This is a genomic window from Phyllobacterium sp. LjRoot231 (assembly GCF_964253365.1).
Lineage (GTDB): Bacteria > Pseudomonadota > Alphaproteobacteria > Rhizobiales > Rhizobiaceae > Phyllobacterium.
In genome coordinates this window covers 53,917-76,318 of sequence record NZ_CAXUQT020000003.1, presented here as the reverse complement: position 1 = coordinate 76,318, position 22,402 = coordinate 53,917, and the positions used below count along the sequence as shown (strand labels likewise).

24 protein-coding genes are annotated in these 22,402 nt (G+C 56.6%); 13 read left to right on the top strand and 11 right to left on the bottom strand.

Annotation, left to right across the window (positions count from 1 at the left end; translation table 11 throughout):
• Positions 1-673 precede the first annotated feature (673 nt).
• Together ACSQ3H_RS26325 and ACSQ3H_RS26320 are read left to right on the top strand one after the other, a co-directional pair.
• A complete protein-coding gene (locus ACSQ3H_RS26325; protein ID WP_436118865.1) occupies positions 674-847 on the top strand; it encodes a hypothetical protein in 174 nt (57 codons plus the stop codon).
• Between the two features lie 61 nt (positions 848-908).
• On the top strand, positions 909-1,130 hold the full coding sequence (locus tag ACSQ3H_RS26320) for a hypothetical protein (RefSeq protein WP_436118866.1): 222 nt from the start codon (positions 909-911) through the stop codon (positions 1,128-1,130).
• Between the two features lie 469 nt (positions 1,131-1,599).
• Here ACSQ3H_RS26320 and ACSQ3H_RS26315 read toward each other — a convergent pair whose 3' ends face one another.
• Together ACSQ3H_RS26315 and ACSQ3H_RS26310 are read right to left on the bottom strand one after the other, a co-directional pair.
• Entirely contained in the window at positions 1,600-2,298 is a 699-nt protein-coding gene (locus ACSQ3H_RS26315) for an IS6 family transposase (protein WP_436120069.1), read from the bottom strand.
• Positions 2,299-2,628: 330 nt separating this feature from the next.
• A complete protein-coding gene (locus ACSQ3H_RS26310; RefSeq protein WP_436118813.1) occupies positions 2,629-3,654 on the bottom strand; it encodes an IS110 family transposase in 1,026 nt (341 codons plus the stop codon).
• A gap of 299 nt (positions 3,655-3,953) precedes the next feature.
• Between ACSQ3H_RS26310 and ACSQ3H_RS26305 the strand changes: the two genes are divergently transcribed.
• A complete protein-coding gene (locus tag ACSQ3H_RS26305; protein WP_436120411.1) occupies positions 3,954-4,019 on the top strand; it encodes a DUF2200 family protein in 66 nt (21 codons plus the stop codon).
• 151 nt (positions 4,020-4,170) lie between these two features.
• Positions 4,171-4,422 (top strand): helix-turn-helix domain-containing protein, encoded by a 252-nt coding sequence (locus ACSQ3H_RS26300; RefSeq protein ID WP_436120068.1) that lies wholly within the window; start codon positions 4,171-4,173, stop codon positions 4,420-4,422.
• 43 nt (positions 4,423-4,465) lie between these two features.
• On the opposite strand, the gene ACSQ3H_RS26295 is transcribed toward ACSQ3H_RS26300, so the two are convergent.
• Complete coding sequence (locus tag ACSQ3H_RS26295) at positions 4,466-5,653, bottom strand: galactarate dehydratase (protein WP_436120067.1); 1,188 nt, start codon at positions 5,651-5,653, stop codon at positions 4,466-4,468.
• Positions 5,654-5,666: 13 nt separating this feature from the next.
• Positions 5,667-6,881 (bottom strand): mandelate racemase/muconate lactonizing enzyme family protein, encoded by a 1,215-nt coding sequence (locus ACSQ3H_RS26290; RefSeq protein ID WP_436120066.1) that lies wholly within the window; start codon positions 6,879-6,881, stop codon positions 5,667-5,669.
• A gap of 324 nt (positions 6,882-7,205) precedes the next feature.
• On the opposite strand from ACSQ3H_RS26290, the gene ACSQ3H_RS26285 reads away from it, so the two are divergent.
• From ACSQ3H_RS26285 to ACSQ3H_RS26250, 8 genes are all read left to right on the top strand, one after another.
• The gene (locus tag ACSQ3H_RS26285) at positions 7,206-7,517 is read left to right on the top strand and encodes a hypothetical protein (RefSeq protein ID WP_436120065.1); all 312 of its coding nucleotides are present in this window, start codon (positions 7,206-7,208) and stop codon (positions 7,515-7,517) included.
• Positions 7,517-8,230: a FadR/GntR family transcriptional regulator gene (locus ACSQ3H_RS26280; protein ID WP_436120410.1), complete on the top strand. Its 714-nt coding sequence runs from the start codon at positions 7,517-7,519 to the stop codon at positions 8,228-8,230. The genes ACSQ3H_RS26285 and ACSQ3H_RS26280 overlap by 1 nt, the downstream gene beginning before the upstream one ends.
• A 103-nt stretch (positions 8,231-8,333) precedes the next feature.
• Positions 8,334-9,287, top strand: coding sequence for a dihydrodipicolinate synthase family protein (locus ACSQ3H_RS26275; RefSeq protein ID WP_436120064.1), 954 nt, complete (start codon positions 8,334-8,336; stop codon positions 9,285-9,287).
• Positions 9,288-9,354: 67 nt separating this feature from the next.
• Positions 9,355-10,941, top strand: coding sequence for an ABC transporter substrate-binding protein (locus ACSQ3H_RS26270; RefSeq protein WP_436120063.1), 1,587 nt, complete (start codon positions 9,355-9,357; stop codon positions 10,939-10,941).
• Positions 10,942-10,989: 48 nt separating this feature from the next.
• On the top strand, positions 10,990-12,042 hold the full coding sequence (locus tag ACSQ3H_RS26265; RefSeq protein WP_436120409.1) for an ABC transporter permease: 1,053 nt from the start codon (positions 10,990-10,992) through the stop codon (positions 12,040-12,042).
• Positions 12,043-12,047: 5 nt separating this feature from the next.
• Positions 12,048-12,983 carry an ABC transporter permease gene (locus tag ACSQ3H_RS26260; protein ID WP_436120062.1) on the top strand — a complete coding sequence of 312 codons (936 nt, stop codon included), beginning with the start codon at positions 12,048-12,050 and terminating at the stop codon, positions 12,981-12,983.
• Positions 12,980-13,837 carry an ABC transporter ATP-binding protein gene (locus tag ACSQ3H_RS26255; RefSeq protein ID WP_436120061.1) on the top strand — a complete coding sequence of 286 codons (858 nt, stop codon included), beginning with the start codon at positions 12,980-12,982 and terminating at the stop codon, positions 13,835-13,837. Before ACSQ3H_RS26260 ends, ACSQ3H_RS26255 begins: the two co-directional genes overlap by 4 nt.
• A complete protein-coding gene (locus tag ACSQ3H_RS26250) occupies positions 13,834-14,598 on the top strand; it encodes an ABC transporter ATP-binding protein (RefSeq protein ID WP_436120060.1) in 765 nt (254 codons plus the stop codon). Before ACSQ3H_RS26255 ends, ACSQ3H_RS26250 begins: the two co-directional genes overlap by 4 nt.
• 210 nt (positions 14,599-14,808) lie before the next feature.
• On the opposite strand, the gene ACSQ3H_RS26245 is transcribed toward ACSQ3H_RS26250, so the two are convergent.
• The 5 genes from ACSQ3H_RS26245 to ACSQ3H_RS26225 all read right to left on the bottom strand — a co-directional run bounded on the left by ACSQ3H_RS26245 (position 14,809) and on the right by ACSQ3H_RS26225 (position 20,107).
• The gene (locus tag ACSQ3H_RS26245) at positions 14,809-15,534 is read right to left on the bottom strand and encodes a ribonuclease activity regulator RraA (RefSeq protein ID WP_436120059.1); all 726 of its coding nucleotides are present in this window, start codon (positions 15,532-15,534) and stop codon (positions 14,809-14,811) included.
• A gap of 16 nt (positions 15,535-15,550) precedes the next feature.
• Positions 15,551-17,287: an L-arabinonate dehydratase gene (gene araD / locus ACSQ3H_RS26240; protein WP_436120058.1), complete on the bottom strand. Its 1,737-nt coding sequence runs from the start codon at positions 17,285-17,287 to the stop codon at positions 15,551-15,553.
• A 43-nt stretch (positions 17,288-17,330) separates the two neighbouring features.
• Positions 17,331-18,200 (bottom strand): ABC transporter permease, encoded by an 870-nt coding sequence (locus ACSQ3H_RS26235; protein ID WP_436120057.1) that lies wholly within the window; start codon positions 18,198-18,200, stop codon positions 17,331-17,333.
• Between the two features lie 5 nt (positions 18,201-18,205).
• A complete protein-coding gene (locus ACSQ3H_RS26230; protein WP_436120056.1) occupies positions 18,206-19,039 on the bottom strand; it encodes an ABC transporter ATP-binding protein in 834 nt (277 codons plus the stop codon).
• Positions 19,040-19,105: 66 nt separating this feature from the next.
• On the bottom strand, positions 19,106-20,107 hold the full coding sequence (locus ACSQ3H_RS26225) for an ABC transporter substrate-binding protein (protein ID WP_436120055.1): 1,002 nt from the start codon (positions 20,105-20,107) through the stop codon (positions 19,106-19,108).
• 117 nt (positions 20,108-20,224) lie between these two features.
• On the opposite strand from ACSQ3H_RS26225, the gene ACSQ3H_RS26220 reads away from it, so the two are divergent.
• Positions 20,225-20,947: a GntR family transcriptional regulator gene (locus tag ACSQ3H_RS26220; RefSeq protein WP_436120054.1), complete on the top strand. Its 723-nt coding sequence runs from the start codon at positions 20,225-20,227 to the stop codon at positions 20,945-20,947.
• Between the two features lie 335 nt (positions 20,948-21,282).
• Here ACSQ3H_RS26220 and ACSQ3H_RS26215 read toward each other — a convergent pair whose 3' ends face one another.
• A complete protein-coding gene (locus tag ACSQ3H_RS26215; RefSeq protein ID WP_436120053.1) occupies positions 21,283-21,768 on the bottom strand; it encodes a hypothetical protein in 486 nt (161 codons plus the stop codon).
• A complete protein-coding gene (locus ACSQ3H_RS26210; RefSeq protein WP_436120052.1) occupies positions 21,713-22,018 on the bottom strand; it encodes a hypothetical protein in 306 nt (101 codons plus the stop codon). Before ACSQ3H_RS26210 ends, ACSQ3H_RS26215 begins: the two co-directional genes overlap by 56 nt.
• Positions 22,019-22,402 lie beyond the last annotated feature (384 nt).

The window sequence follows — 22,402 nt, the reverse complement described above, 5'->3', positions numbered from 1 at the left end:
CCTTATCACTGTCAAACGCGCGACACGTTCAACCGCTGAACGGACTCGTTGTCTCCAGGCTAGACTCATGAATTCGCCTTGTCACCGTGATCGGCATTGTTCAGCTACTCCGGGAGCTGTCCGGGGAAGACGGCCTTCCGAATTGCTGTTGTCCGCCGTTTGCGGATCGCCAGGCGTCGGTTGACTTGCGTTGTTGCTGAACATTTCATCAAGAGCAGCGCTCCGAGAGCAATGCTCAACGCTTTTTATGCTTCCGCCTGGATCGGCGTTGTCAGAAATTCCGATATTCGACCGCCTCTTCAATCTTACAAGGTCTGCAGCACAAGAGTATCTTGCCAACCCAGGTCTACAATTAACTATCTTGTTAGCAAAGAAAAACACATCTTGATTTTATACTGTCCATGCGAAAGCATGACATTGATGTAATGGACGGAGGAGGAATACTCCATGTCTGTTATCTGATGGATCATTCTTTGGCCTTGGATTTCTTGGTAGTAAAATCGTCAACAAAAGCGGTCAGGGCATGATTCCGGATATCATTCTCGGCATCGTCGAGGCTATTGCCGGTGGTTCTTCAACTTCTTCCGGGGCAGCCGAAAGGGACTTGATATCATTTCTATTTGAAATTCCGGCATGCTGACAGGGTTGTGCTAAGCTTGAAAGGAAAGTCAGAATGAATCTGAGTGCACCCACGAAAATCGTCTTTTTCATTGCGGTTATCCTGGCGGTAATATCACTGCTGCCTGTGCTTGGGATCGCAGTCGCCATTCTTGGCGTCTATAGCTATTGGCTCCTGCTAGTCGCTTTCATCGTCCTGGCAGCCGGCTGTCTGCTGAAGGGCGTTTGAATTCGTTGCAAACCCGATGACGTAGCCGGCACCAAGCTGGGCCAACGCAATTGGAATGAAGATGATGAAGCTGACCCGTGCCGTGCTTTACGAGCTGGTCTGGTCTTACCCGATGACAGAGATTGCAAAGCATTATGGTGTCCGCGATTTGCAGATCGCCCAGGCTTGCGATCTTTACGACATCGCAAGACCACCCGCCGGCTATTGGCAGAAACTCGCTTACGGCAAGAACGTCGAAAAGGCCGACCTGCAACTGTCAAATTTTCCGCCAAGGATATTGTGACGATTGAACGTTCCGGCGCGCGGGCTCCGTTGCACCGCACACAGCAAGACACCAGGAAACGGGGGCAAGCGGACGACGGACGTCCTGGTGGATCACGCAAGCAGGCCGAACTGTAATACACAGACCGTCACCGTTTGACCTCGGCAGACAATACGAATAATTTGCGGCCCCAAATGAGCCGCCGCACAATTTCAGTAAAGCGTGCGCACGAACTTGTCGCGCCCGGAAAGCTCCGATGGCGGTCTAGAAGCGCGATCGAAGGACGAAACTACCGCCGATACGGAAATTGGATCAACCAAGTTGATCCGGCGGCCCTGATGAACGCCAAGGATGAACCACTTCCTTCCGAAGCGGCCCAGCTACGGATCAGAGTTGTCGGGCCAACGTTCTTTCCAAAGAAGAACGAGGCGATCGACAGGTTCTGTTGCAACGGCGGAATTGGAACGCCGATCGCCTGATACGATAACAGCTATGCAGTGAGGATCGCGAACTGCTCAGCCAGGGATGGATTCGGATTGAAGGCGTACCTCGCCTGTCGCTTGCGCATCATGTGGACCATTTCGATGCCGGACAAGATGATGCGGGCAGTGGCCGTCGATTTGAAGCCAAGCATTGTCCGCACGCGGCGCTTGATGCGCCGATGATCCTGTTCGATCCGATTGTTCAAGTATGGACTTTTCCTGATCGTGATCGGTTTCAGCTGACGCCGGGCGCGATCCTGCAAGCGATTTGTCGTGTCGCAGGAAAGAATCGCCTCACGGTTGGTCTGGCTTCCGTCGATGACGACACGATCCGGTCGGCCATGGCGCTCTAGCGCCTTGTTGAAGAAGCGCTTTGCCGCAGTGAGATCGCGATGCTGGCTAAAGAGGAACTCGACCGTATCGCCAACGCTATCGATGGCGCGGTAGAGATACATCCACTGGCCTCGAACCTTAATGTAGGTTTCGTCCACATGCCATTTACCGGTGACGCAACGCTTGCGCTTGTTGAAGTGCTCGAGCAACAACGGTGAAAAACGAATGGTCCAGCGATGGATGGTCGTGTGATCAACCGCAATGCCGCGCTCGGCCATCATCTCCTCAAGATCGCGCAAGCTTAGATTGTAGGCAAGATACCAGCGTACACACAGAAGTATCACTGATCGGTCGAACTGGCGGCCCTTGAACATCGAATCCCCCTGAGATGATCGACGGGTTTCTTGCCATGCTGCCGGTAACCAAAACGTTGCAACATGTATGGACGCCCCCGTGGGTGCAAGAGAAATCTTTTGGAGCTGATATTGCGTATAGTCGGGTGCTGACATGTATCCGGCCTCTGATGCAGCGTTCAACATGCCGCGGGCCTGTATGGGAGTTCGCGGACCGGGTCCAATTCAGATCCGCGTGCTCTGGGCACGTCGTTGCAATCTGGTTTTCCCGATCCCGTCTCGTCGACCGTTACGCCATACCTTCCATTTGACCTTCCTACACCTTCAACAGCCCCATGATCGCTGCAGCGGTTATTCTGCCGCGATCTGAGCCCGATAGATTCCACCCTTGGCCATCAATGCCCAGACGATGCGAGCCATCTTGTTGGCAAGGGCAACCGTCACCAGCATCCGTGGCTTGCGGCTCAGCATGCGCGCCAGCCATGATCCTGCCACGGCTCCCTTCCGTGCCGCCCACCGCACAACCGCGCTCGCCCCGATGATGAGCAGACGGCGCAACGTCCGTTCCCCCATCTTCGAGGTCTTGCCAAGCCGCTGTTTGCCGCCGGTCGATCGTTGCAGCGGTGTTAGCCCTAACCACGCGGCAAAATCACGCCCACGTTTGAACGTCTCAGCCGCAGGTGCCAGCGCTGTCAGCGCCGTTGCTATGACCGGACCAATCCCGGGAACAGTCATCAAACGACGCGCCACCTCGTCCTCTTTGGCACGGCGGGCAATCTCGATATCTAGGAGCCTGATACGCTCCTCCAATGCATGCAGCGCCTCGACCAATGCCCCAAGGACCGGACGCGCCATATCCGGTAAAAGCTTCTCCGAGTCCTCCACAGCTAGGATCAGCTTGGTAACATGAGCGGGACCTTGGGCAACGATAATTCCGAATTCGGCAAGATGACCCCGCAGAGCATTGATAACCTGCGTCCGTTGACGCACGAAAAGATCGCGTGTCCGGAACACAATGGCTGCAGCCTGGCTCACCTCGCTTTTTACGGCGACAAAACGCATGGTCGGGCGCAACGCTGCCTCACAGATCGCTTCAGCGTCGGCAGCATCATTCTTGTGCCGCTTCACGAACGGCTTCACGTAGGCAGGCGGGATCAGCCGAACCGTATGGCCAAGATTGCCGATCTCCCGCCCCCAGTAGTGACTGCTGGAGCACGCTTCCATCGCAATCGTACAGCTTGGCTGCGCAGCAAAGAACGTGAGCAACTGATCGCGGCGGAGTTTCTTGCGCAAAAGCACCGAACCAGTCTCATCAGCCCCATGGGCCTGAAACACGTTCTTCGCCAAATCCAGACCAATAATGCTAATCTCTTTCATGGACGCCTCCTTTAAATGGTGATCAACGTCTCCATTCTGGCACATCGATGCCGTCGGGGGGCGTCCACCCCATCAGATCCATTCGGCAGTGATTAGAAAATGTTCGTTTGAAAATGCCGATAATGGCTTTTGCTCGATTTTCATTGATGCCTGAAAGGCTACAATTGCTGCCAAAGATAGCTAATTTAGCGAAGAATCTAGAGTAGGAAGTATATGGCAAAACACAGGATCTATACGACCAGCTTCGCAAGCGTTTATCCTCATTACGTTGCGAAAGGATATCGAGGAGCCCATTATACTTGGATAAGCTCATTGACGAGCTGGCTCGGGGAAAAGCCATTGATAGAATTCTGCGCGAGAATTGATTCCGAGCGATCAGCTTCCGTCCATGTGGCGTTCTCCGCCTGCGGATGCCGATGACGAAATAGCGGCACATTCTGTTTTCAATTGCAACAAATGCTAAACCCTCTTTGTTTTCAGGAGGATGGAATGCCCCGCAGTTTCAGATAATTGACGATGGATGAACGCCGTATCGTTGCGCAGATGCTGCAAGCCAAGGCCCGATTGGCGCGTATCGCATCGGTTCTTGGCCGCAGTCGCTCCGCAGTTCACCGCGAGATCAAACGCAACTGGTGGCACGATAAAGAAGTCCCGCAGACGGATGGCTATTGGCACGTGACAGCACAAAATCTTTTGAACAGCGGCGGCGATCATATCGCAAGCTGCATCAGCATCCGCAGCTGTGTCGTGTCGTCATTGATCGTTTGAAAGCCGGCTGGCTTCCTCGCAACAGCCTTGTGCTGAAGCACGCTCAGGCAAAGGCGTAAGATCCGTCTGGCCGTTTCGGGACGCGCCTTTGCCAGTGAACGTAACCTTCTTCAGCCATTGCCTTTTCGTCCATCTCGACGCCCCAGCCGGGCCTATCGGGCCTGAGCTCAAGATAGCCATCCTTGGGCAGGTAGGGGTCGACAACGTAACGTGTCTCACCCTGCCGCTTCTCGATATCGTTACCTCCGTACACATACGCCTGGCCTCTCGGGAGGCGGTATTCAAGGATGCGGAAGTTCTGAGCGGTCGCCGAGAAGTGAACGTTGACCGCCGTCGCCAGCGGGCCCATAGGGTTGTGCGGCGCGACACCCACGAAGAAGGCTTCGGCGAGCGTCGCGATGCGCCGCATTTCGCTGATGCCGCCGACGACGCAGATGTCTGGTTGTATCAGGTCAGCGCCCTTGACCTGCAAAAGGCGCAGGAATTCGTTGCGGTTGTAGAGCGACTCCCCGGTGGCCAAGACGCAGTCGAGCCCTTGCTTGAGGTCGCCCCAGGCCTCGATGTTTTCAGGGCGCAAAGGCTCCTCGTAGAACAATGGATCATAGGGTGCGAGCGCGTTGCCGAGTTGCCTTGCGGCGACCGGTTCGTATATTTTCGCGTGAGCGTCGAAGGCGATCTCATAGTCGTCGCGCACCGTTTCGCGAAGCGAGCGGAAATAGTCGGCCGAGGCTTTGACGACGTTGCCCCAGCGGTTCGCATGCATGTCGATGCGCCATGGGCTGAGCTTGAAGGCGGTGAAGCCCCATTCTGCGTTCAGGCGATCGAACTCGTCGCGCGCTGCTGGCGCGTCCGGCGCAGTATAGACGCCAGCGTAGACCTTGATTCGATCACGAACCTCGCCACCGAGTAGCTTGTAGACAGGCACGTTCGCGGCTTTGGCGGCGAGGTCCCACAGGCAATGGTCCAGAGCTGAGATTGCAGCCAGCCCGAGCGCGCCGGGGGGGAAGCGGCTCTGCTGGATAAGCAAGTTCACCAGATAGTCGACACGGGTTGGGTCTTGGCCCGCGATGAAGTCATAGAGATAATCAAGGAGCGGCGGCAGCGCCTTGTCAGGACCATGGTTGTAACACTCGCCCCATCCGGTCAGCCCCCCATTGGTATCGAGCGCGACGATGACTCGGGGCCGATCCTTGTCGCGGGTCATGAATACTCGCATGCGGTCAATCTTCATTTCTTGGATCCCTTTAGCGATTGAAATAGGTTCGACGCGACAGGCGCGTTTGCACATACAGGTGCTCGTTATACGTTCCGGGGTTGTAGGCGTCTTCACTCTCGGGAACCGGAACCGATACATTGCCGCCGCTCGGGAAGCGGGCGGCGAAGGCCTCGTCGATATCGCAGCCGAGGCCCGGCGCGTTTGGAACAGGGATTGCCCCGTCGATCTGCTGTGGATGCGGCACGATTGTCTCGCGGCGGCCACACCAGTCGTCGTCGATGCGCTGAATGAGTCCATTGGGGATTGCCGCCAGAACGTGCAGCGCGGCGTATTCGGCTACAGGACCCAGCGATCCAGAATGCGGCGCGATCTGGATATAATGTGCTTCGGCCATGGCCGCGATCTTCTTCATCTGGGTTATTCCGCCAGCCCGGCCGGTGTCCGGTTGGATCACGTCGACCAGTTCCTTCTCGATCAGTTCGCGCTCGCCGAAGATGGTGGCCGATCGTTCGCCGGCTGCGAGCGGCACATGCGCGGCATCGCGGATGCGACGGTAACCGTCGATGTTTTCCGGGGCGATCGGTTCCTCGACCCAGAAGAGTTCGTAAGGTTCGAGCGCTCGAACCAGGCGGCAGGCATCGGCAGGCGACAGCCATGGCGGCCCATGGAGATCGATGGCAATGTCGATGTCGTTGCCGACCGCTTCCCGCAATGCGGCAACCTTCCGGACCGGATCGGCGACACCGCTGCATTTAATCGCTTTTATGCCGCGTTTCTTGACGGCAATTGCGCGTTCAGGCGTGTTAGCATGCGAATAGATCGGAACGCGATCGCGAACCTTGCCGCCAAGGAGCATCCATACGGGCACGCCGAGCGCTTTGCCCTTAATGTCCCAAAGCGCCATGTCGATGCCGGTCATGGCGCCAGCGCCAACAGTGCCGAGCATGCCGTGTCCCATCATGGCTATCTGCATCTTCTGCCAAAGTCGCTCGATATGCGCAGTATCTTCGCCGAGGAGGAGGGGCGAAAGATCGTGTATGGCCGTTTCGATGACCCTAGGCCAGCCGGAGCACTCGCCGATGCCCGTAATGCCTTCATCCGTCCCGATTTTGATGAAGAGCCAGTTTCTGCTTCCCGAAAGCTTCTGTGGTGCGCCCTCGCCCAAACGTTCATCAAGAGGCGATCTGGTTGGGTCCGGTTGGCCGGCCTGCATCAGAAAGGTTCTTATTTCTGTGATCTTCAATGCACGGAACTCCCATTCCGGGCGCCGCTATCTGCTGCAGAGACGCAACCGATAATGGACAACGCGGCTACTCCAGCCACGTCTCCGAGAATGGCCTGACAGCTCGCGCCACTGGACAATATTTCAATGCGCATCGATCTCCTCCCGCTTCGATGCCGGCGGGAGATTGTTTCCAGCTGGCTCGAGAATCGCAACGCCACCTTTGTTGCGATGCGAGCAAAACCATATGTACGTTTTCAGATAATTACAAGAGTTGACAGATATTAACAGATTTAGTAGAGGAAGCTAAAGCTCCAATAGCAGGTCTCGGGGAGCCGATGAGACATGGATCTATCAGATGCTGTTCACGAAGCTGTTTCGACCAAGATGTTGGCCACGGTGCCGTTGATTATCGACAGCCGCAAAGATGCGTCGGCTGCGTCGGCAGGGGGAATTCTCGTAAGGCGTCTTTTCAAGCGTGGTGCAGCCGGTGTCGTTATGGAGGGTGTGGTTACGAACGAAGCCTGCGAGCAGTCGATTTTCGAAGACTCCGGCGAAATGCAGGTACAGGCCGAGCGTGGCATATTCGCCCCCTATGCTCCGGGTGAGGAGGCGACTGCTGAATTTGCTCCTCGGCGGCAGAAAGCAGATCGATGATGAAACAGTCGGCCGCCATCGATTCGAACAGAGGCGCGACCCGCTTCAGCGATATCATCTATGAGAAGATTGTGGGGATGATCGCGGACGGGAACTTTCCGGTGAACGAAAGGCTCCCGTCGGAGGAGAAGCTTTCCGTTACCCTGAGGGCATCCCGACCTGTGGTACGCGAGGCGCTCGAACGCCTGAGGGCCGATGGCCTGATCGTTTCGCGCAAGGGATCCGGCTCCTATGTTCGGCAGCGGCCGGACTCGTCCATGCTGAAAATGGTACCGGTGGGGTCTCTGGCGGATGTTCAACGTTTCTTCGAATTCCGTGCAGGCCTTGAAGCCGAGGCAGCGGAGCTCGCTGCCCGTAACTGGCAGCCGGTGGACGCGGAGCGCATAACGGCGGCTCTTCTTGCCATAGAGCAATGTCTGCGGAACGGCGAACTCGGCGCCGAAGAGGACCAAGCCTTGCATGACGCGATTGCAGTGGCGACCGGGAACCAGTTTCACACGACGGTTCGCGAGTGGTTCCGACCGCACTTCGCTATCGGTCATTCAGTCACCCGAAGCCTTAGCCTCAAGCGGACACCGGAGCAGATACGCAGTGTGCAGGACGAGCATGCGGTGATCGTGGAGGCAATCTTCGCCCGGCGCGAGGCCGACGCCCATGACGCAATGAAGCGGCATATACTGAACGCCCGCGCCCGCATGTTCCAGGGCATTTGAGCGGCGATGGGAGGAGCGAAGATGAAACACGTGACTCTGACGGGAGGAAGGCCATACCGCCTTTTCGCTTCAATGAGTGATGGACGGTAACAGGGGGAAAAAGATGAATATCGCAATATTGCGCCAGGCACTGACTGGGGTGTCGGGTGTCCCTGTAACAGCCTATGACGGAAAGGGCGCGGTCGAAGCCCGGTTTACAGCAATGATCTACGCTCGGGTGGCGACGGCGGGGATCCACAATATTGTTGCGGCGGGAAACACCGGCGAATTCTACGCCCTGACACCACAAGAGATTCGCACTGTGCACGAGGCTGCAGTTTCTGGCGTCGACGGCAAGGCTCCTGTGACCGCAGCGATCGGTCGATCGCTGCGCGAAGCGATCGGGATGGCGAAGGACGCCGCCGCGATTGGGGCGTCCGCCGTCATGTCGCACCAGCCTGTCGATCCCTTCGCGGCTCCATCAGCGCAGATCGATTACTTCTGCGCTCTTGCGGAGGCGTCTCCATTGCCGCTCGTGGCCTATGTACGGGCAGACGGTTTTACGGTCGAAGACATGGTCCGTCTTGCCAAGCACGGCAATATTGCCGGTATCAAGTTCGCGACGCCGGATCTGATGCTTCTTTCCAGGTCAATTGCCGCGTCGGATCCAACTGGAGCGTTGTTCGTCTGCGGTCTCGCGGAGAGCTGGGCGCCCGCCTTCGCCGCAGCAGGAGCGCGTGGCTTCACATCCGGTCTGGTCAACGTTGCGCCTGAGTTGTCGCTCGCCGTGCACCATGCGCTGGAGAAAGGCGATTTCGAGACGGCGCGTGCGATCGTCAATCGGCTCGAACCATTTGAACGTATGCGGACGAAATTTCGAAACGGCGCGAACGTTACGGTCGTCAAGGAGGCCGTAACACATTCCGGCCTGAACGTGGGGCCGGTGCGCGTGCCGGGATTGCCGCTGCTCGATGAACACGATCGACAAGATTTGTTTCGCCTGCTCGAAGACTGGGAGAGAGCAGGCAACATCCATACCCGATCGGACCAACAGGCTTCCGCAAAGGCGGCGGGCTGAATCCGACATACAAATGCAGGCGAAAGGGCGTCACCACTCCTGCGCCCCGAGATTGGGAGGTCTTGAAATGCTGAGAAACTTACTGACGACAATTGCAATTGCCGGTGTCTTGATAACTGCGCAGCCATCTTCGGCGGCTTCGCCGCCAAACATGCTCGTTATCGGCACTAACCTCACCGGTATTCGCACGCTCGATCCGGCGCAGAACAATGCCCGCACCGTATCCGAACTGATCTCGAATCTTTATGACAATCTTGTGCAGCTGTCTGCGGATGACCTCCAGACGTTGAGACCGATGCTTGCCACTAAATGGAGTGTTTCGGCGGACGGCAAGATAATCACCATGACCTTGCGCGACGACGCGGTCTTCCAGAGTGGCAATCCCGTAACGGCAGAAGATGCGGCATGGTCCATTCAGCGCGTCATCAAAATGGGGCAGGTCGGCTCGACCGATGTCGCGCTTTGGGGATTCACGCCCGAAAATGTGGACAAACTCGTGCGTTCGAAAGACGAGCACACGCTGGAGATCGAACTGCCGCTATCGGTCAATACAGATCTGGTTCTTTATTCTCTCGCCGGCTCGTCGCTGGGCATCGTCGACAAGAAGACGGCGCTGTCGCATGAAGCAACCGGCGACCTCGCCGCCACTTGGCTGTCAGCCAACTCGGCAGGCAGCGGGCCGTTTACACTGGCGCAATGGCGGCCCAACGACATTGCGATCTTCAATGCACAGAAGAATTATTGGGCTGGCGCGCCAGCCCTCGCGCGGGTCGTGGCGCGCCATATACCTGAATCCGGCAACCTGCGCCTGCAGCTGGAAGCCGGCGACGTGGATGTCGGCCAATACCTCGCCAGCGGTGACCTTGACGCTTTGGCCAACAACAAAAACGTAGTGATCGACACCGTTCCCGGACTGGGCTTCTACTATATTGCACTCAACCAAAAGGACCCGGACCTGCAAAAGCCAAAAATCCGCGAAGCCTTTCAGCACGCGTTTGACTGGAAGGCGATCTCCAACAACATCATGCGCTACACCGGCTTTCCGTGGCAGTCCATTATCCCACGCGGTATGATCGGAGCTCCGGAAGACGCGACGTCCCGCTACGATTATGATCCTGCCAGGGCCAAGCAATTGTTGGCGGAGGCCGGATATCCGAACGGGCTGAAAAAAGTGCTCAATCCGTCGAGTGCTGCAACCCTCCCCTTTGCGGAAGCCCTGCAGGCGAGCGCACGCACCGCCGGCATTGAGCTCGATCTCGTGCCCGGCGAATTCACGCCGGCATTTCGCGAGCGGAAATATGAAGTACTTCTCGGCAATTCGGGAGCACGGCTTCCCGACCCTTTCGCCGTGGCCACGCAATATGCCTACAATCCGGATAATAGCGACGAGGCACGTCTCGGCAGCTATTACCTGTGGAGGGCCGCGATGAAGGTGGATGAACTCAATACGCTCGTCGATGAATCGATGAAGGAGCGCGATACGAACAAGCGTGCGGGGATGTTCCAAAAAATGGATAGCATCTACAGCGGGATGGATTCTCCGCTTGTGATCTTCTTTCAGCGTACGGATCCGTACGTCATGCGTTCCAATGTGAAGGGCTATCGAGGCCACACGACGTGGTCGACACGCTGGCACGACGTCACAAAGGAGTAAATTGTCATGGCAAGCGCCGATCTGTCGGAGCGGGATTCGGACGGCAAAATGGATCAGGATGCGTTCGGGCCCGCGGATCGGCACCGGCTGTTGACGATCATGCAGGGGTTGGCAGGGCGCGTCCTGGCGATTGTGACCACACTGCTTGGCCTTCTCTTCCTGACCTTCGCCATGGGCCGATTGCTTCCGGCCGACCCCGTTCTCGCCATCACCGGTCCTGAAGTCAGCAAGGCGGTCTACGACAGAGTCTATAATGAGCTCGGGCTCGGGCAGCCGATATGGATGCAATTTTTAAATTACGTGCAAAACGTTCTGACGGGAGACCTGGGCACCTCAGCAACGACAGGACAGCCCATTGTCAGCGATCTGCTCGCGGTTTTCCCCGCCACGATCGAGCTTGCGGTCATCGCCATGATCGTCGGCGCCGTGGTTGGCATTCCGCTCGGTATCACGGCGGCGGTCAAACGTGGCACGATCATAGACCACATTGCGCGCATCATTGCTCTGGCCGGTCACTCAGTTCCGGTCTTCTGGACCGGATTGATGGCCCTTTTCGTTTTCTACGCAAAGCTTCAACTCGTTGGAGCATCAGGCCGTGTCGATGTCTTTTATGAGGGCCTCGTCACGCCCATTACCGGTTTTCTCATGCTTGACTCCGCTATGGAAGGTCAGTGGGATGTCTTCCGGAGCGCGCTCGGACATATAATTCTGCCGGGAACGATCCTCGGCTACTATTCGGTAGCCTATATCAGCCGCATGTCGCGCAGCTTCATGCTGGAGCAGCTCAACCAGGAATACATCGTGACGGCGCGGGCAAAGGGGCTTGGGACGCGCAAGGTCGTCTGGCGCCATGCGTTCAGAAACATCCGTGTGCAATTGCTGACGATCATGGCGCTCACTTTCGGCGGCCTCCTCGAGGGCGCGGTACTGATCGAGACCGTTTTCGGCTGGCCGGGGTTGGGCCAGTACCTTACGCGAGGACTTCAGATGAACGATATGAATGTTGTGATGGGTGCGGTACTGACGATTGGCCTCGTTTTCCTGACCATCAACATCCTATCGGATGTTCTTTATCGCATTCTTGATCCAAGAACAGGGTGATGCCGATGACAATACCGGTTGAACATGCAAATAACGTCGGCGGCAGCGATCTTCGCAACTGGTTGCTCGCGCCAGACCCGCAGGGCTGGTTCCAGTCGTCCATGCAGCAATTCTATCAAGGTTGGCTCCAGTTCCGGCTGCATCCGCTCGGATTGATCGGCCTGATGATTATCATATTCCTGATCTTGGTTGCGGTTGCAGCACCACTGCTGACAAGCTTCGATCCAATCGTACAGGACATGACGGGGCGCCTCGCCCCACCCTCCGCTGAGCATTGGCTCGGGACCGACAATTTCGGCCGCGACGTCTTCTCGCGCGTGATCTATGGTGCGCGCACCACGCTTTACATCATTATCCTCGTGACGGTTATCGTCGCACCGATCGGACTCCTGATCGGCACCTGCTCCGGCTATTTTGGTGGCATCGTCGATGAAATACTTATGCGGGTTACTGATATCTTCCTGTCGTTCCCTGGACTGGTATTGGCGCTTGGTTTTGCTGCCGCGCTGGGCCCTGGCATCACCAACGCCATCATCGCAATCTCTCTGACCGCCTGGCCACCGATCGCCCGGCTTGCGCGCGCCGAAACGCTCAGCTTGCGAAAAGCCGATTTCATCGCTGCCGTGCGACTGCAGGGAGCCTCGGCAACGACTATCATTACCCGCCATATTCTGCCGATGTGCGTTCCCTCGGTCATTGTCCGCGTGACACTAAACATGGCCGGCATTATCATCACCGCCGCTGGCCTCGGGTTCCTCGGTCTCGGCGCGCAGCCACCTTGGCCGGAATGGGGCGCGATGGCGGCCACCGGGCGCGAATTCATGCTCGACAGTCCTTGGGTAATTGCGGCGCCAGGCATCGCCATCGCACTTGTGAGCCTTGCCTTCAACCTCGTCGGCGATGCGCTACGCGACGTTCTTGATCCCAGGAGTTTGCAATGAGTACGCCGCTGATCGACATCCGCAATCTCGAGATCGCCTTCGGCGGTGGGGCGGTAAGGGCCGTGCGGGGCATCAGCTTTGCACTCAGACAGGAAAAGCTTGGAATCGTCGGCGAGTCGGGCTCCGGAAAATCGACAGTCGGGCGCGCCATCATGAAGCTGTTGCCACCGACAACGATGGTCACTGCGGACCGGATGACCTTTCGGGATATGAACCTGCTTGAAGCAGACGAACGTGCCATGATGGCGATACGGGGACGGCGGATCGGATTGATCCTGCAGGATCCGAAATATTCGCTCAATCCCGTCATGCGGATCGGCGAGCAGATTGCGGAAACGTATCAATTGCACTATCCGAGGGCGACCGCAAAGCAGGCGCGTCAGCGAACGCTGGAAATGCTCGACGCAGTAAAAATCCGCGATACGCAAAGGGTGGCTCGCCTTTATCCTCATGAGATATCGGGCGGCATGGGCCAGCGGGTGATGATCGCCATGATGCTGATCGCCGAACCCGAAGTCCTGATCGCAGACGAACCGACATCGGCCCTCGATGTGACGGTGCGGCTCGACGTTATGGCATTGCTCGACGAACTCGTCGTACGCCGCAACCTCGGCCTGATCTTCATCAGTCACGACCTGAACCTCGTGCGGCACTTCTGCGACCGCGTCCTCATCATGTATGCCGGGCGGGTCGTCGAAGCCCTGGCGGCTTGTGATCTCGACAATGCGGCGCATCCCTATACGCGAGGCCTGCTCGCATCGCTTCCTTCGATTGACAATCCGCCCGCTCGCCTGCCCGTCCTGAAACGCGATACCGCATGGCTCGCCGACGCTTGTGTGGAGTCACTGCCGTGATCGAAATCGACAATCTGACGATCCGTTTTGGCGCCGGTCAGGTGCCGGTGGTGAGAAATGCCAGCCTGGCTATCAGCAAGGGGACGGCTTTTGGCCTGGTCGGCGAATCCGGTTGCGGCAAATCAACGGTGCTGCGGGCGATATCCGGTCTTAACCCGAACTACCAGGGCCGGATCAAGTTGGACGGCAACATACTGAATCGTCAGCGGGACCGATCGTTCTTCCGGCACGTACAAATGGTCTTTCAGGATCCTTATGGATCCCTCCATCCTCGCAAGACAATCCGCTCGCAACTCAAGGAACCGCTGCGCAACCAGGGGATCTCGACAAGATCGGTGGATATGGATGCCGTTCTTAGGACGGTCGGTCTCGAGCCGTCGTTGAGTTATCGATTTCCGCATCAGCTCTCCGGCGGGCAACGTCAGCGCGTCGCGATCGCGCGCGCGCTGGTCCTTGAACCGAGCGTACTGCTGCTGGACGAACCGACATCTGCCCTCGATGTGTCGGTACAGGCGGAAATTCTCAATCTGCTGGACGATCTGCGCAAAGAGCGTGGTTTAACATATTTGCTCGTGAGCCATGATCTGGCTGTAGTGTCGCATATGTGCAGTCGCGTCGCCATCATGGAGGGGGGTGAGATCATCGAACAAGTTGACATCACGAGGCTGCGAAAAGGAGCAGTCGAGCACCCTTATTCGCAACGTCTGCTGCGCGCCAGCAAGATGTACGGCAAGCGACCCGCCGTTTCGATCGATTCCTGAGCCGGCTAATCTCAGAGCGCCAATGATAAGACCTGGCACTACGACTGGTTTTGTTGCAAACTCGATTATACTTGTCAATGACGGGTGACGAGCCACACCAGATGTGCAAAAAAATCAACACCTTAGCTCGAGAGGCATGCCATCAAAGAGCTCCCATAAACGCCTATACTTAACGTTTGCAACAGAACCGAAATCCGAACTTCGGGATTCTTATCGTCCGTTCTTTTGTCGCCAGGCGGCAAAATCTGTCTTCGGTTTTTCGCTGGTGGCTGGGTAAAGCCCGATGATCGTCGCGCCATTCATGACTTGCTCTGTGACAAAATCTTCATAGGCCGTCATCTCGACCGTTTCGTCGGCAATCTCGTCGGCGAGATGGGCAGGAATAACGATGACGCCTTCATTGTCCCCGACGAGCACATCGCCCGGAAATACAGCGACATCGCCGCAGCCGATTGGGACGTTGATATCGTAGGCTTGGTGATGGGTCAGGTTGGTTGGAGCCGAAGGACGATTGTGGTAGGCGTGAATGGTTAAATTGGCAATCTCGGGACTGTCGCGGAAGCCTCCGTCAGTAACGACACCTGCCACACCCCGCACTTGTAGCCTTGATATCAATATGGAGCCGGCCGAAGCTGCCCGGGCATCCTTGCGGCTATCCATCACCAGGACGGTTCCCTCCGGACATTGCTCTACCGCGGCGCGCTGCGGATGATTGGGGTCCTTGAAGACCTCGATCGTGTTAAGGTCTTCGCGGGCCGGTATATAGCGCAACGTAAAGGCTTGCCCGACCATGTTGGTCTGCTTTGCCGACAGCGGCCGCACATCTTGGATGAACTGATTGCGCAGCCCGCGCTTGAACAGTGCCGTCGCAATCGTTGGCGTGGCCACGCCCATCAGCTTTTTGCGCGTTTCTTCGCTTAGATCATAGTTTGTCATTGGTTGTCCTCGGGTATCAGTAGATATCTGGTTCAGGAGCGGATGGTCCAAAGCGTGTTTCGAGAAAGTCAAAATCCGCGCCCGTGTCGGCTTGGCCCACATGTTTGGCGAACATCCAGCCATAGCCGCGACCGGCTTTGTCCGCAGGTTTCTGCCATTCGGAACGACGGCGTTCGATCTCACTGTCATCGACCAGCATGTCGATACGGCGCGCATTCAGGTCGAGCCGCACGATGTCGCCTGTCCTCAGAAGTGCCAGCGGACCACCGACATGCGATTCCGGCGAGATGTGCAGAACGCAGGCTCCATAGCTGGTCCCGCTCATGCGAGCATCAGACAGACGCAGCATGTCGCGATATCCCTTCTTGAGCAGGGCCTTCGGCATCGGCAACATGCCCCACTCCGGCATGCCCGGGCCGCCCTGCGGCCCGGCCCCGCGCAGCACCAGAACATGATCGGGCGTGACGTCAAGATTTTCATCGTCGATCGCCGCTTTCATCTCCGGGTAGCTGTCGAAGACCAATGCCGGGCCTTGGTGTTGATGCAGTCTCGGATCACAGGCGGCTGGCTTTATAACTGCGCCTGTTGGAGCAAGGTTGCCTTTAACGACAGCAAGCGAGCCTTCCTGATAGACAGGATTGTCGAGGGAGCGGATGACATCATCGTTAAAGCATTTTGCCCCTTCCAGCGTTTCTCCAAGCGTTTGACCTGAGACTGTGAGCACCGAAAGGTCGAGCCTTGATGAGAGTTTTGCCATGAGCGCGCGCAGGCCGCCGGCGTAGTAGAAATCTTCCATCAGATAGATATCGCCAGTTGGCCGTATGTTCGCGAGAACCGGGGTCGTGCGGCCTGCACGATCCAGATCGTCCATTGTCAGGTCGACACCAGCCCGGCGTGCCATGGCGACGAGGTGGACGATGGCATTGGTCGAGCATCCGGTAGCCATGGCGACGGCCACGGCATTGCGTACGGCTGCATCGGTCAAAATCTTGCTCGGTACAAGGTCCTCCCAGACCATGTCGATAATCCGACGCCCCACAGCAGATGACATCCGAATATGATTGGAGTCGGCAGCGGGAATCGAACTCGCGCCCGGCAACGTCAAGCCCAAGGCTTCCGCGATCGCCGTCATAGTGCTTGCTGTGCCCATGGTCATGCAGTGTCCGTAAGACCGCGCGATACCCGCCTCGACCTCTACCCATTCGTCGGTCGACAGATTGCCCGCCCGCCGTTCATCCCAGAATTTCCAGGCATCCGAACCGGAACCCAAGGCTTTGCCACGATAATTGCCGCGCAGCATGGGGCCGGCCGGCAGATAGACCATAGGCAGGCCGGCACTCACAGCGCCCATCACCAAGCCCGGTGTGGTCTTGTCACATCCACCCATCAACACAGCGCCATCGACGGGGTGGGAGCGCAGCAGCTCCTCGACTTCCATCGCCAGCATATTGCGATAGAGCATCGTCGTCGGCTTGACATAGCTCTCCGACAGAGAAAGCGCTGGCAATTCTAAGGGAAACCCACCCGCCTGGAGCACACCGCGCTTCACGTCCTCGACGCGGTGTTTAAAGTGTGCATGACAGGGGTTGGCATCCGACCAGGTATTCAGGATGGCAATGACAGGCTTTCCTGTCCATTCTTCCGGTGCGTATCCCATCTGCATTGTTCTGGAGCGATGACCCGAACTGCGCAGGTCGTCCGGAGCGAACCAGCGGGCGCTCCTTAATGTTTCTGGAGTTTTTTTCATAGCCATTGCTCAATTGGAAAATGCGACGGAGAAGGAAGCCTTAAACTGCTCATTCCTTCATTCCCCATTTCTGAATGGTGTGGCGCTCGATCGTCTGGAACACGAGGTTTTCAACAATGAGGCCGATGATGATCACGGTGAGAAGGCCGGCAAAGACCGCGGGAATATCGAGGAGATTGCGGTTCTCGAAAATGAACCAGCCAAGTCCGCCCTGCCCCGATGAAACGCCGAATACGAGTTCGGCAGCAATCAGCGTGCGCCAGGCAAACGCCCAGCCGATTTTCAGGCCGGTCAAGATCGACGGGAACGCAGCGGGAACGAGAATCCGCATCACATAGGATAAACCGGTCAATCCATAATTGCCTCCGACCATGCGTAGCGTTCGCGACACGCCAAGAAAGCCCGCATGGGTGTTGAGCGCCACCGCCCAAAGCACTGAATGGATAAGCACGAAGACAAGGCTGGAAGCGCCGAGCCCAAACCAGATCAAAGCAAGTGGCAGCAATGAGATGGCGGGTAGCGGATTGAACATCGCCGTCATTGTTTCCAAAAAATCGGTGCCGATCCGTGTGTTAATGGCAAGGATTGTCAAAATGGCTGCTAGCACAGTCCCTGCGACATACCCCGTGATTAGCACCTGAAGCGTCGTCCAGATGCGCGACGGCAATGTGCCATCGACAAAACGATCATAAAGGGTGGTCAGCGTGTCGCTGAGCGTCGGGAAAAGCAGGGGATTGTCGAGATAGCTTGCATAGACCTGCCAAATGACGGCGAGGACAATAATCAGAACCGTCTTGCGCACAGCGCTGATGCCCCAGACCAATTCGAGGGAACCGAGCCTCTGTTCGACCTCGGCTACATTGGCATGCTGCCTGTTTGTCGTAACATCGGCTGCAAGAATGATTTGTGGACTTGCCATAATTGTCACTCCCTGTGGCCGGACTCGGAAAAGAGCAGATTGTGGATATCGCGTTCGAGCGCGGCGGCGCTGCCATCGTCGTGACGGGCGTGATCAACGTCGATCACTTCGGCCTTCACGCGCCCTGGATGAGGCGACAACAGCAGAATGCGGTTTGAGACCTTGATGGCTTCAGCAATCGAATGTGTAACGAAAATGACCGTAAACCTGGTGTCTTCCCAAAGCTGCAGCAGTTCGTCCTGCATCTGACGCCGGGTCAAAGCGTCGAGCGCCGCAAACGGCTCATCCATCAGCAAAATGTCGGGCTGCATGGCCATGCCGCGGGCAATCGCCACCCGTTGTTTCATGCCACCGGAAAGAGTGTGCGGATAGTTGTCTGTGGCCCGTGTAAGCTTTACCTTATCGATATATTCCCGGGCCCGTTCTTCCGCCTCCTTGCGTGGCAGTTTGCGCGCAACCATCAGTGGAAACATGACGTTTTCAAGCACCGTCTTCCAAGGCAAAAGCTGGTCGAATTCCTGAAACACCATCATGCGGTCGGCACCAGGTTTTTTGACCGGACGTCCGTTGATGTGAATTGAACCGCTCACCGGGGCCATGTATCCGCCGACGGCTTTCAACAGCGTGGACTTGCCGCAACCGGACGGTCCGAGAAGAACAAAACGGTCGGATCGTTCGACAGAAAAACTGACGTCCTCCGTCGCAGTTATCAGCAGATTCGGGGTCTTGTAGCGAAGCGTCACCTTGTCCACGGTGAGAAGCGACTTGGCCTCAGTTGCCGCTTTGACATCAGGAAGACCAGCTTTTGGATCTATTTTTTGCTGTATGGCCTGTAACATATGGGCCTCCATAAGATAGTCGGAAGACCCGGCATTTCTGCCAGGTCGTTGGCTCGTTGCCGACAGTTAGTTGCCTTTCAGATCGGCAGATTCAGGCAGATAATAGTCTGTCCACGCCGCAGGCATCGTCTTGAGCGTCCCGATCTTGTGCAGATGGGTGGCAAACTTCATTGTTCCCTGCGGATCGGTGCGGAACTCCATCATGTCCGGCTGCTCGATGATTTTCACCAGGGCATCAAGATCGGTTTTATCCCCCGAAACCTGCTTGTAGGCGCTCAGGGCGTCGCGCGGGTTCTTCTTGATCATGTCGATTGCTTCGACCGTGGCTTCACGCACGGCCTTGATGATGACAGGATTTGTCTCGGCAAAATCCGTTGTCGTGAAGAACGTCGCTTGAGTTAAAGGACCGCCAATGATGTCCTTGGAATTGACGACGATGTGGTTGCCGGCATCGATCTCCAGATACTGGAAAGGCGGTGCGGAGAAATGACTGGCCACCTCGTGGCTCTTGTTCGCCAGCGCTGCCATCGCATCGGGATGTCCGAGCTGCACGGTGTTGACATCGAAATGTTTGAGGTCGCCGTCTCCGTACATCTGACCTGCCGCCATTTGCAACAGGATCGCCTGCGTCGAAACGCCGACAGTCGGGACCGCAATCTTGTCGCTCGGACCGATGTCCTTCAGTGATTTGATCTTGGGGTCACGCGATACCATGATGACCGGCTGCGCCGAACTGGTGATGATCCCTTTCACCTTGCCGCGTGTTCTGTCCCACAGCAGAAGCAGGTTGCCCGTCCCGGTGTTGACGATGTCGACATTCCCGGAAAGAAGCGCATCGGTTTGTGCGCCGCCGCCGCTGAAGGTGCGCCAATTGACGGTAACATCTTCGAGGCCATCCTCGGCCGCGTGCTTCTCAATGAGCTTTTGCGTTTCCATAACATGGCTCGCCAGGTAAAGGATGCCCGGCTGACGTGTTATGGAGATATCCGTCTTCTCCTGGGCATAGCCAGACGAGCCTAAACCCAGAATGATACCAAATGCGGCAATACCGCCCTTAAATAATCGCATATTTTCCTCCCGATAATTCTCTGTGTCGTTCGCATAGGGCAACGATCCTCCGACATCGCTTATTTCCATTAAAGCACTAATGCATCAGTGCATCAACTAAATAATTGTGGTACTGCAATGGAGACAGACAACGAGAGAGCAGCAATCATGAGCGGCAGGGTGAAAAACAGCGTTCTGGACCGGACACGGCAGGTCGCCCATCAGATTCACGAGATATTGAGGGACCGCATTCTCTCTGTTGAACTTGTGCCGGGAACAATTCTTTCCAGGGCTTCGCTTCAATTGGAGTTCGGCGTCAGTCAGACCCCGGTCCGGGATGCGCTCATGCGCCTGGAAGAAGAAGGCATTGTCGAAGTCTTTCCCCAATACGCGACTGTCGTGGCAAAGATCGATATTGATCACGCAAGGCAAGCGCAATTCCTCCGGCTCTCGATTGAACTCGAAGCTGTTCGTCGCCTGACAGCCGAGTGCCCGGTCCAAATCGCAGCAGAACTCGAGGAAGTCCTCGCAAGACAACGGCAAGTGGCCACCCCGCAGACATATGATCTGTTCGATACGCTCGACAAGGACTTTCACCGCAAGATTTATGCGCGTGCGGGCATCCTTAATCTCTGGTCCACTGTCCGTCGGCAAAGCGTGCATCTTGACCGATTGCGCCGCCTCAATCTGCCTATGCCCGGCAAGATGCAAAATGTCCTCAAGGATCACCAAGAGATTGTCGGTGCGATCCAATCGGGACGCCCGGAAGCCGCTGAAAGCGCCATGCGCAGACATTTATCTGGAACGCTATCCATCATCGATCTTATCAGCGATCAATTTCCGGATTATGTTCGCAAGTGAGTAACGTCAACTTTGATTCCAGAGTTGCTACCCTGTTCGAGACGAATGGATTCGAACACACGACCCACAAGTTAATCACCTGAAATCTAGCCACTAGCTCTTGAAATGTGACGTCTGTACAGATCCAGAGACCGTCAGCAAACCTTCGTTTGAAAATGCCGATAATGGCCGTTTTGGATTGTTCCCTAAAATTCTACAATCCCGAAAGATCCCGTTTTCGCCTGCACAATCCGCCGTTCTTTCGTAAGGTTGAAGGGTTGATTTAGCGACAGCTGACGTTCGGTGCAGTCAGCATTGCTATTCCAACAGATTCATAATCGCCCAGGTCCTAGATGTCACGCGACCAGCGGGCTGACGACATCCAACCACTCCCCAATCGACGGCGGAACCGACTTCGGCCCGCGACGGACATCGAACATCTCCTTCTCGCCCAACTGGACCCGGCAGACGGTGAAGGCTTCCTTTGGGCCGCGGCTGTTGTCGGTGAAAATCGAAGCATCGGCGACATTAGCAGCGGCCGCAATAGCGCGTTGCGTCTTGGGAAAGCGACGCAGCAGACGCTCCATGGGTAGGTCATGGCCATTGTCGGCGACACGGGTCTGTACACGCAAGATCGAGAGCTCGACAGTCGTAAGGCCGACGAAGAACAGCAGCACGAAGTAGCCGGCCGTCTGCATGTCGCGGATGAGATCGAGCTTCGAGAGCACTGAACCGTCGGGCTGCTCTTCCCAATATGAGAAGACGGTTTCCATCGCGAAGGGCACCTTAGCCTGCATCGCGTGACCCACAAAGGCTTGGACACCATCCTGAGCGACCTTCATCCACCCCTCGTCGGTATCGCGCAACCTGAGCCCATTTGTCGAGCGCACCATCGCTTCCTGCTTCAGGAAGAATGGACAGCATCATGCGGTCGGCATTGATGAGCGGGATCTGTAACTGGCCGGATAGGATTTGCCGCCACATCGTCGATTTGCCGGAGCCATTGTGTCCAGCCAAAACGATCGCAAGCGGCTTCTTAGTCCGTCGCTGCGCCTTCAGTATTTCTTCAACGGCTTCGGAAAGCTGCGTCAATCAATGACTCGGAACGACCCATCGATCAGGCGTCCACGTTCAGTACGTCCATTCAAACTGCGAATGAAGACGCCGGACTCCCCTTCGGCGACCGAGAACTGAGGAACATCTTTCTTGGTTCGAAGCACTACACCCGGCTTGGAAAGCGTCTTGCCTATACGCTTAAGTGCTTCGGTGCTGCGTTCAACGTTAGTTTTGACGGGCTGCTGCGGTGGGCTTTGTCCCTGTCACTGTGACGCTGCCAAACTTGACCTTGGACGCGCGTTTGACGCCTTCCTTTCTGAAAGGCATCCATTGCCCGGTCGACTGTGAACGAGTTTTAGTGCTTTGTTTCGCCATGGCGTCGAGATAGCGCTTCAATTGTAAATTTGCTAGTCTCGCCTA

Bases quoted from the DNA above. Each gene is read 5' to 3' on its own strand.
- ACSQ3H_RS26280 (WP_436120410.1), top strand. From the start codon at position 7,517: ATGAAACAGTCGGCCGCCATCGATTCGAACAGAGGCGCGACCCGCTTC.
- ACSQ3H_RS26270 (WP_436120063.1), top strand. From the start codon at position 9,355: ATGCTGAGAAACTTACTGACGACAATTGCAATTGCCGGTGTCTTGATA.
- ACSQ3H_RS26300 (WP_436120068.1), top strand. From the start codon at position 4,171: ATGGATGAACGCCGTATCGTTGCGCAGATGCTGCAAGCCAAGGCCCGA.
- ACSQ3H_RS26325 (WP_436118865.1), top strand. From the start codon at position 674: ATGAATCTGAGTGCACCCACGAAAATCGTCTTTTTCATTGCGGTTATC.
- ACSQ3H_RS26295 (WP_436120067.1), bottom strand. From the start codon at position 5,653: ATGAAGATTGACCGCATGCGAGTATTCATGACCCGCGACAAGGATCGG.
- ACSQ3H_RS26230 (WP_436120056.1), bottom strand. From the start codon at position 19,039: ATGTTACAGGCCATACAGCAAAAAATAGATCCAAAAGCTGGTCTTCCT.
- ACSQ3H_RS26315 (WP_436120069.1), bottom strand. From the start codon at position 2,298: ATGTTCAAGGGCCGCCAGTTCGACCGATCAGTGATACTTCTGTGTGTA.
- ACSQ3H_RS26235 (WP_436120057.1), bottom strand. From the start codon at position 18,200: ATGGCAAGTCCACAAATCATTCTTGCAGCCGATGTTACGACAAACAGG.
- ACSQ3H_RS26220 (WP_436120054.1), top strand. From the start codon at position 20,225: ATGGAGACAGACAACGAGAGAGCAGCAATCATGAGCGGCAGGGTGAAA.
- ACSQ3H_RS26320 (WP_436118866.1), top strand. From the start codon at position 909: ATGATGAAGCTGACCCGTGCCGTGCTTTACGAGCTGGTCTGGTCTTAC.
- ACSQ3H_RS26255 (WP_436120061.1), top strand. From the start codon at position 12,980: ATGAGTACGCCGCTGATCGACATCCGCAATCTCGAGATCGCCTTCGGC.
- ACSQ3H_RS26225 (WP_436120055.1), bottom strand. From the start codon at position 20,107: ATGCGATTATTTAAGGGCGGTATTGCCGCATTTGGTATCATTCTGGGT.
- ACSQ3H_RS26265 (WP_436120409.1), top strand. From the start codon at position 10,990: ATGGATCAGGATGCGTTCGGGCCCGCGGATCGGCACCGGCTGTTGACG.
- ACSQ3H_RS26310 (WP_436118813.1), bottom strand. From the start codon at position 3,654: ATGAAAGAGATTAGCATTATTGGTCTGGATTTGGCGAAGAACGTGTTT.
- ACSQ3H_RS26275 (WP_436120064.1), top strand. From the start codon at position 8,334: ATGAATATCGCAATATTGCGCCAGGCACTGACTGGGGTGTCGGGTGTC.
- ACSQ3H_RS26215 (WP_436120053.1), bottom strand. From the start codon at position 21,768: ATGAAGGTCGCTCAGGATGGTGTCCAAGCCTTTGTGGGTCACGCGATG.
- araD (WP_436120058.1), bottom strand. From the start codon at position 17,287: ATGGCTATGAAAAAAACTCCAGAAACATTAAGGAGCGCCCGCTGGTTC.
- ACSQ3H_RS26245 (WP_436120059.1), bottom strand. From the start codon at position 15,534: ATGACAAACTATGATCTAAGCGAAGAAACGCGCAAAAAGCTGATGGGC.
- ACSQ3H_RS26260 (WP_436120062.1), top strand. From the start codon at position 12,048: ATGACAATACCGGTTGAACATGCAAATAACGTCGGCGGCAGCGATCTT.
- ACSQ3H_RS26285 (WP_436120065.1), top strand. From the start codon at position 7,206: ATGGATCTATCAGATGCTGTTCACGAAGCTGTTTCGACCAAGATGTTG.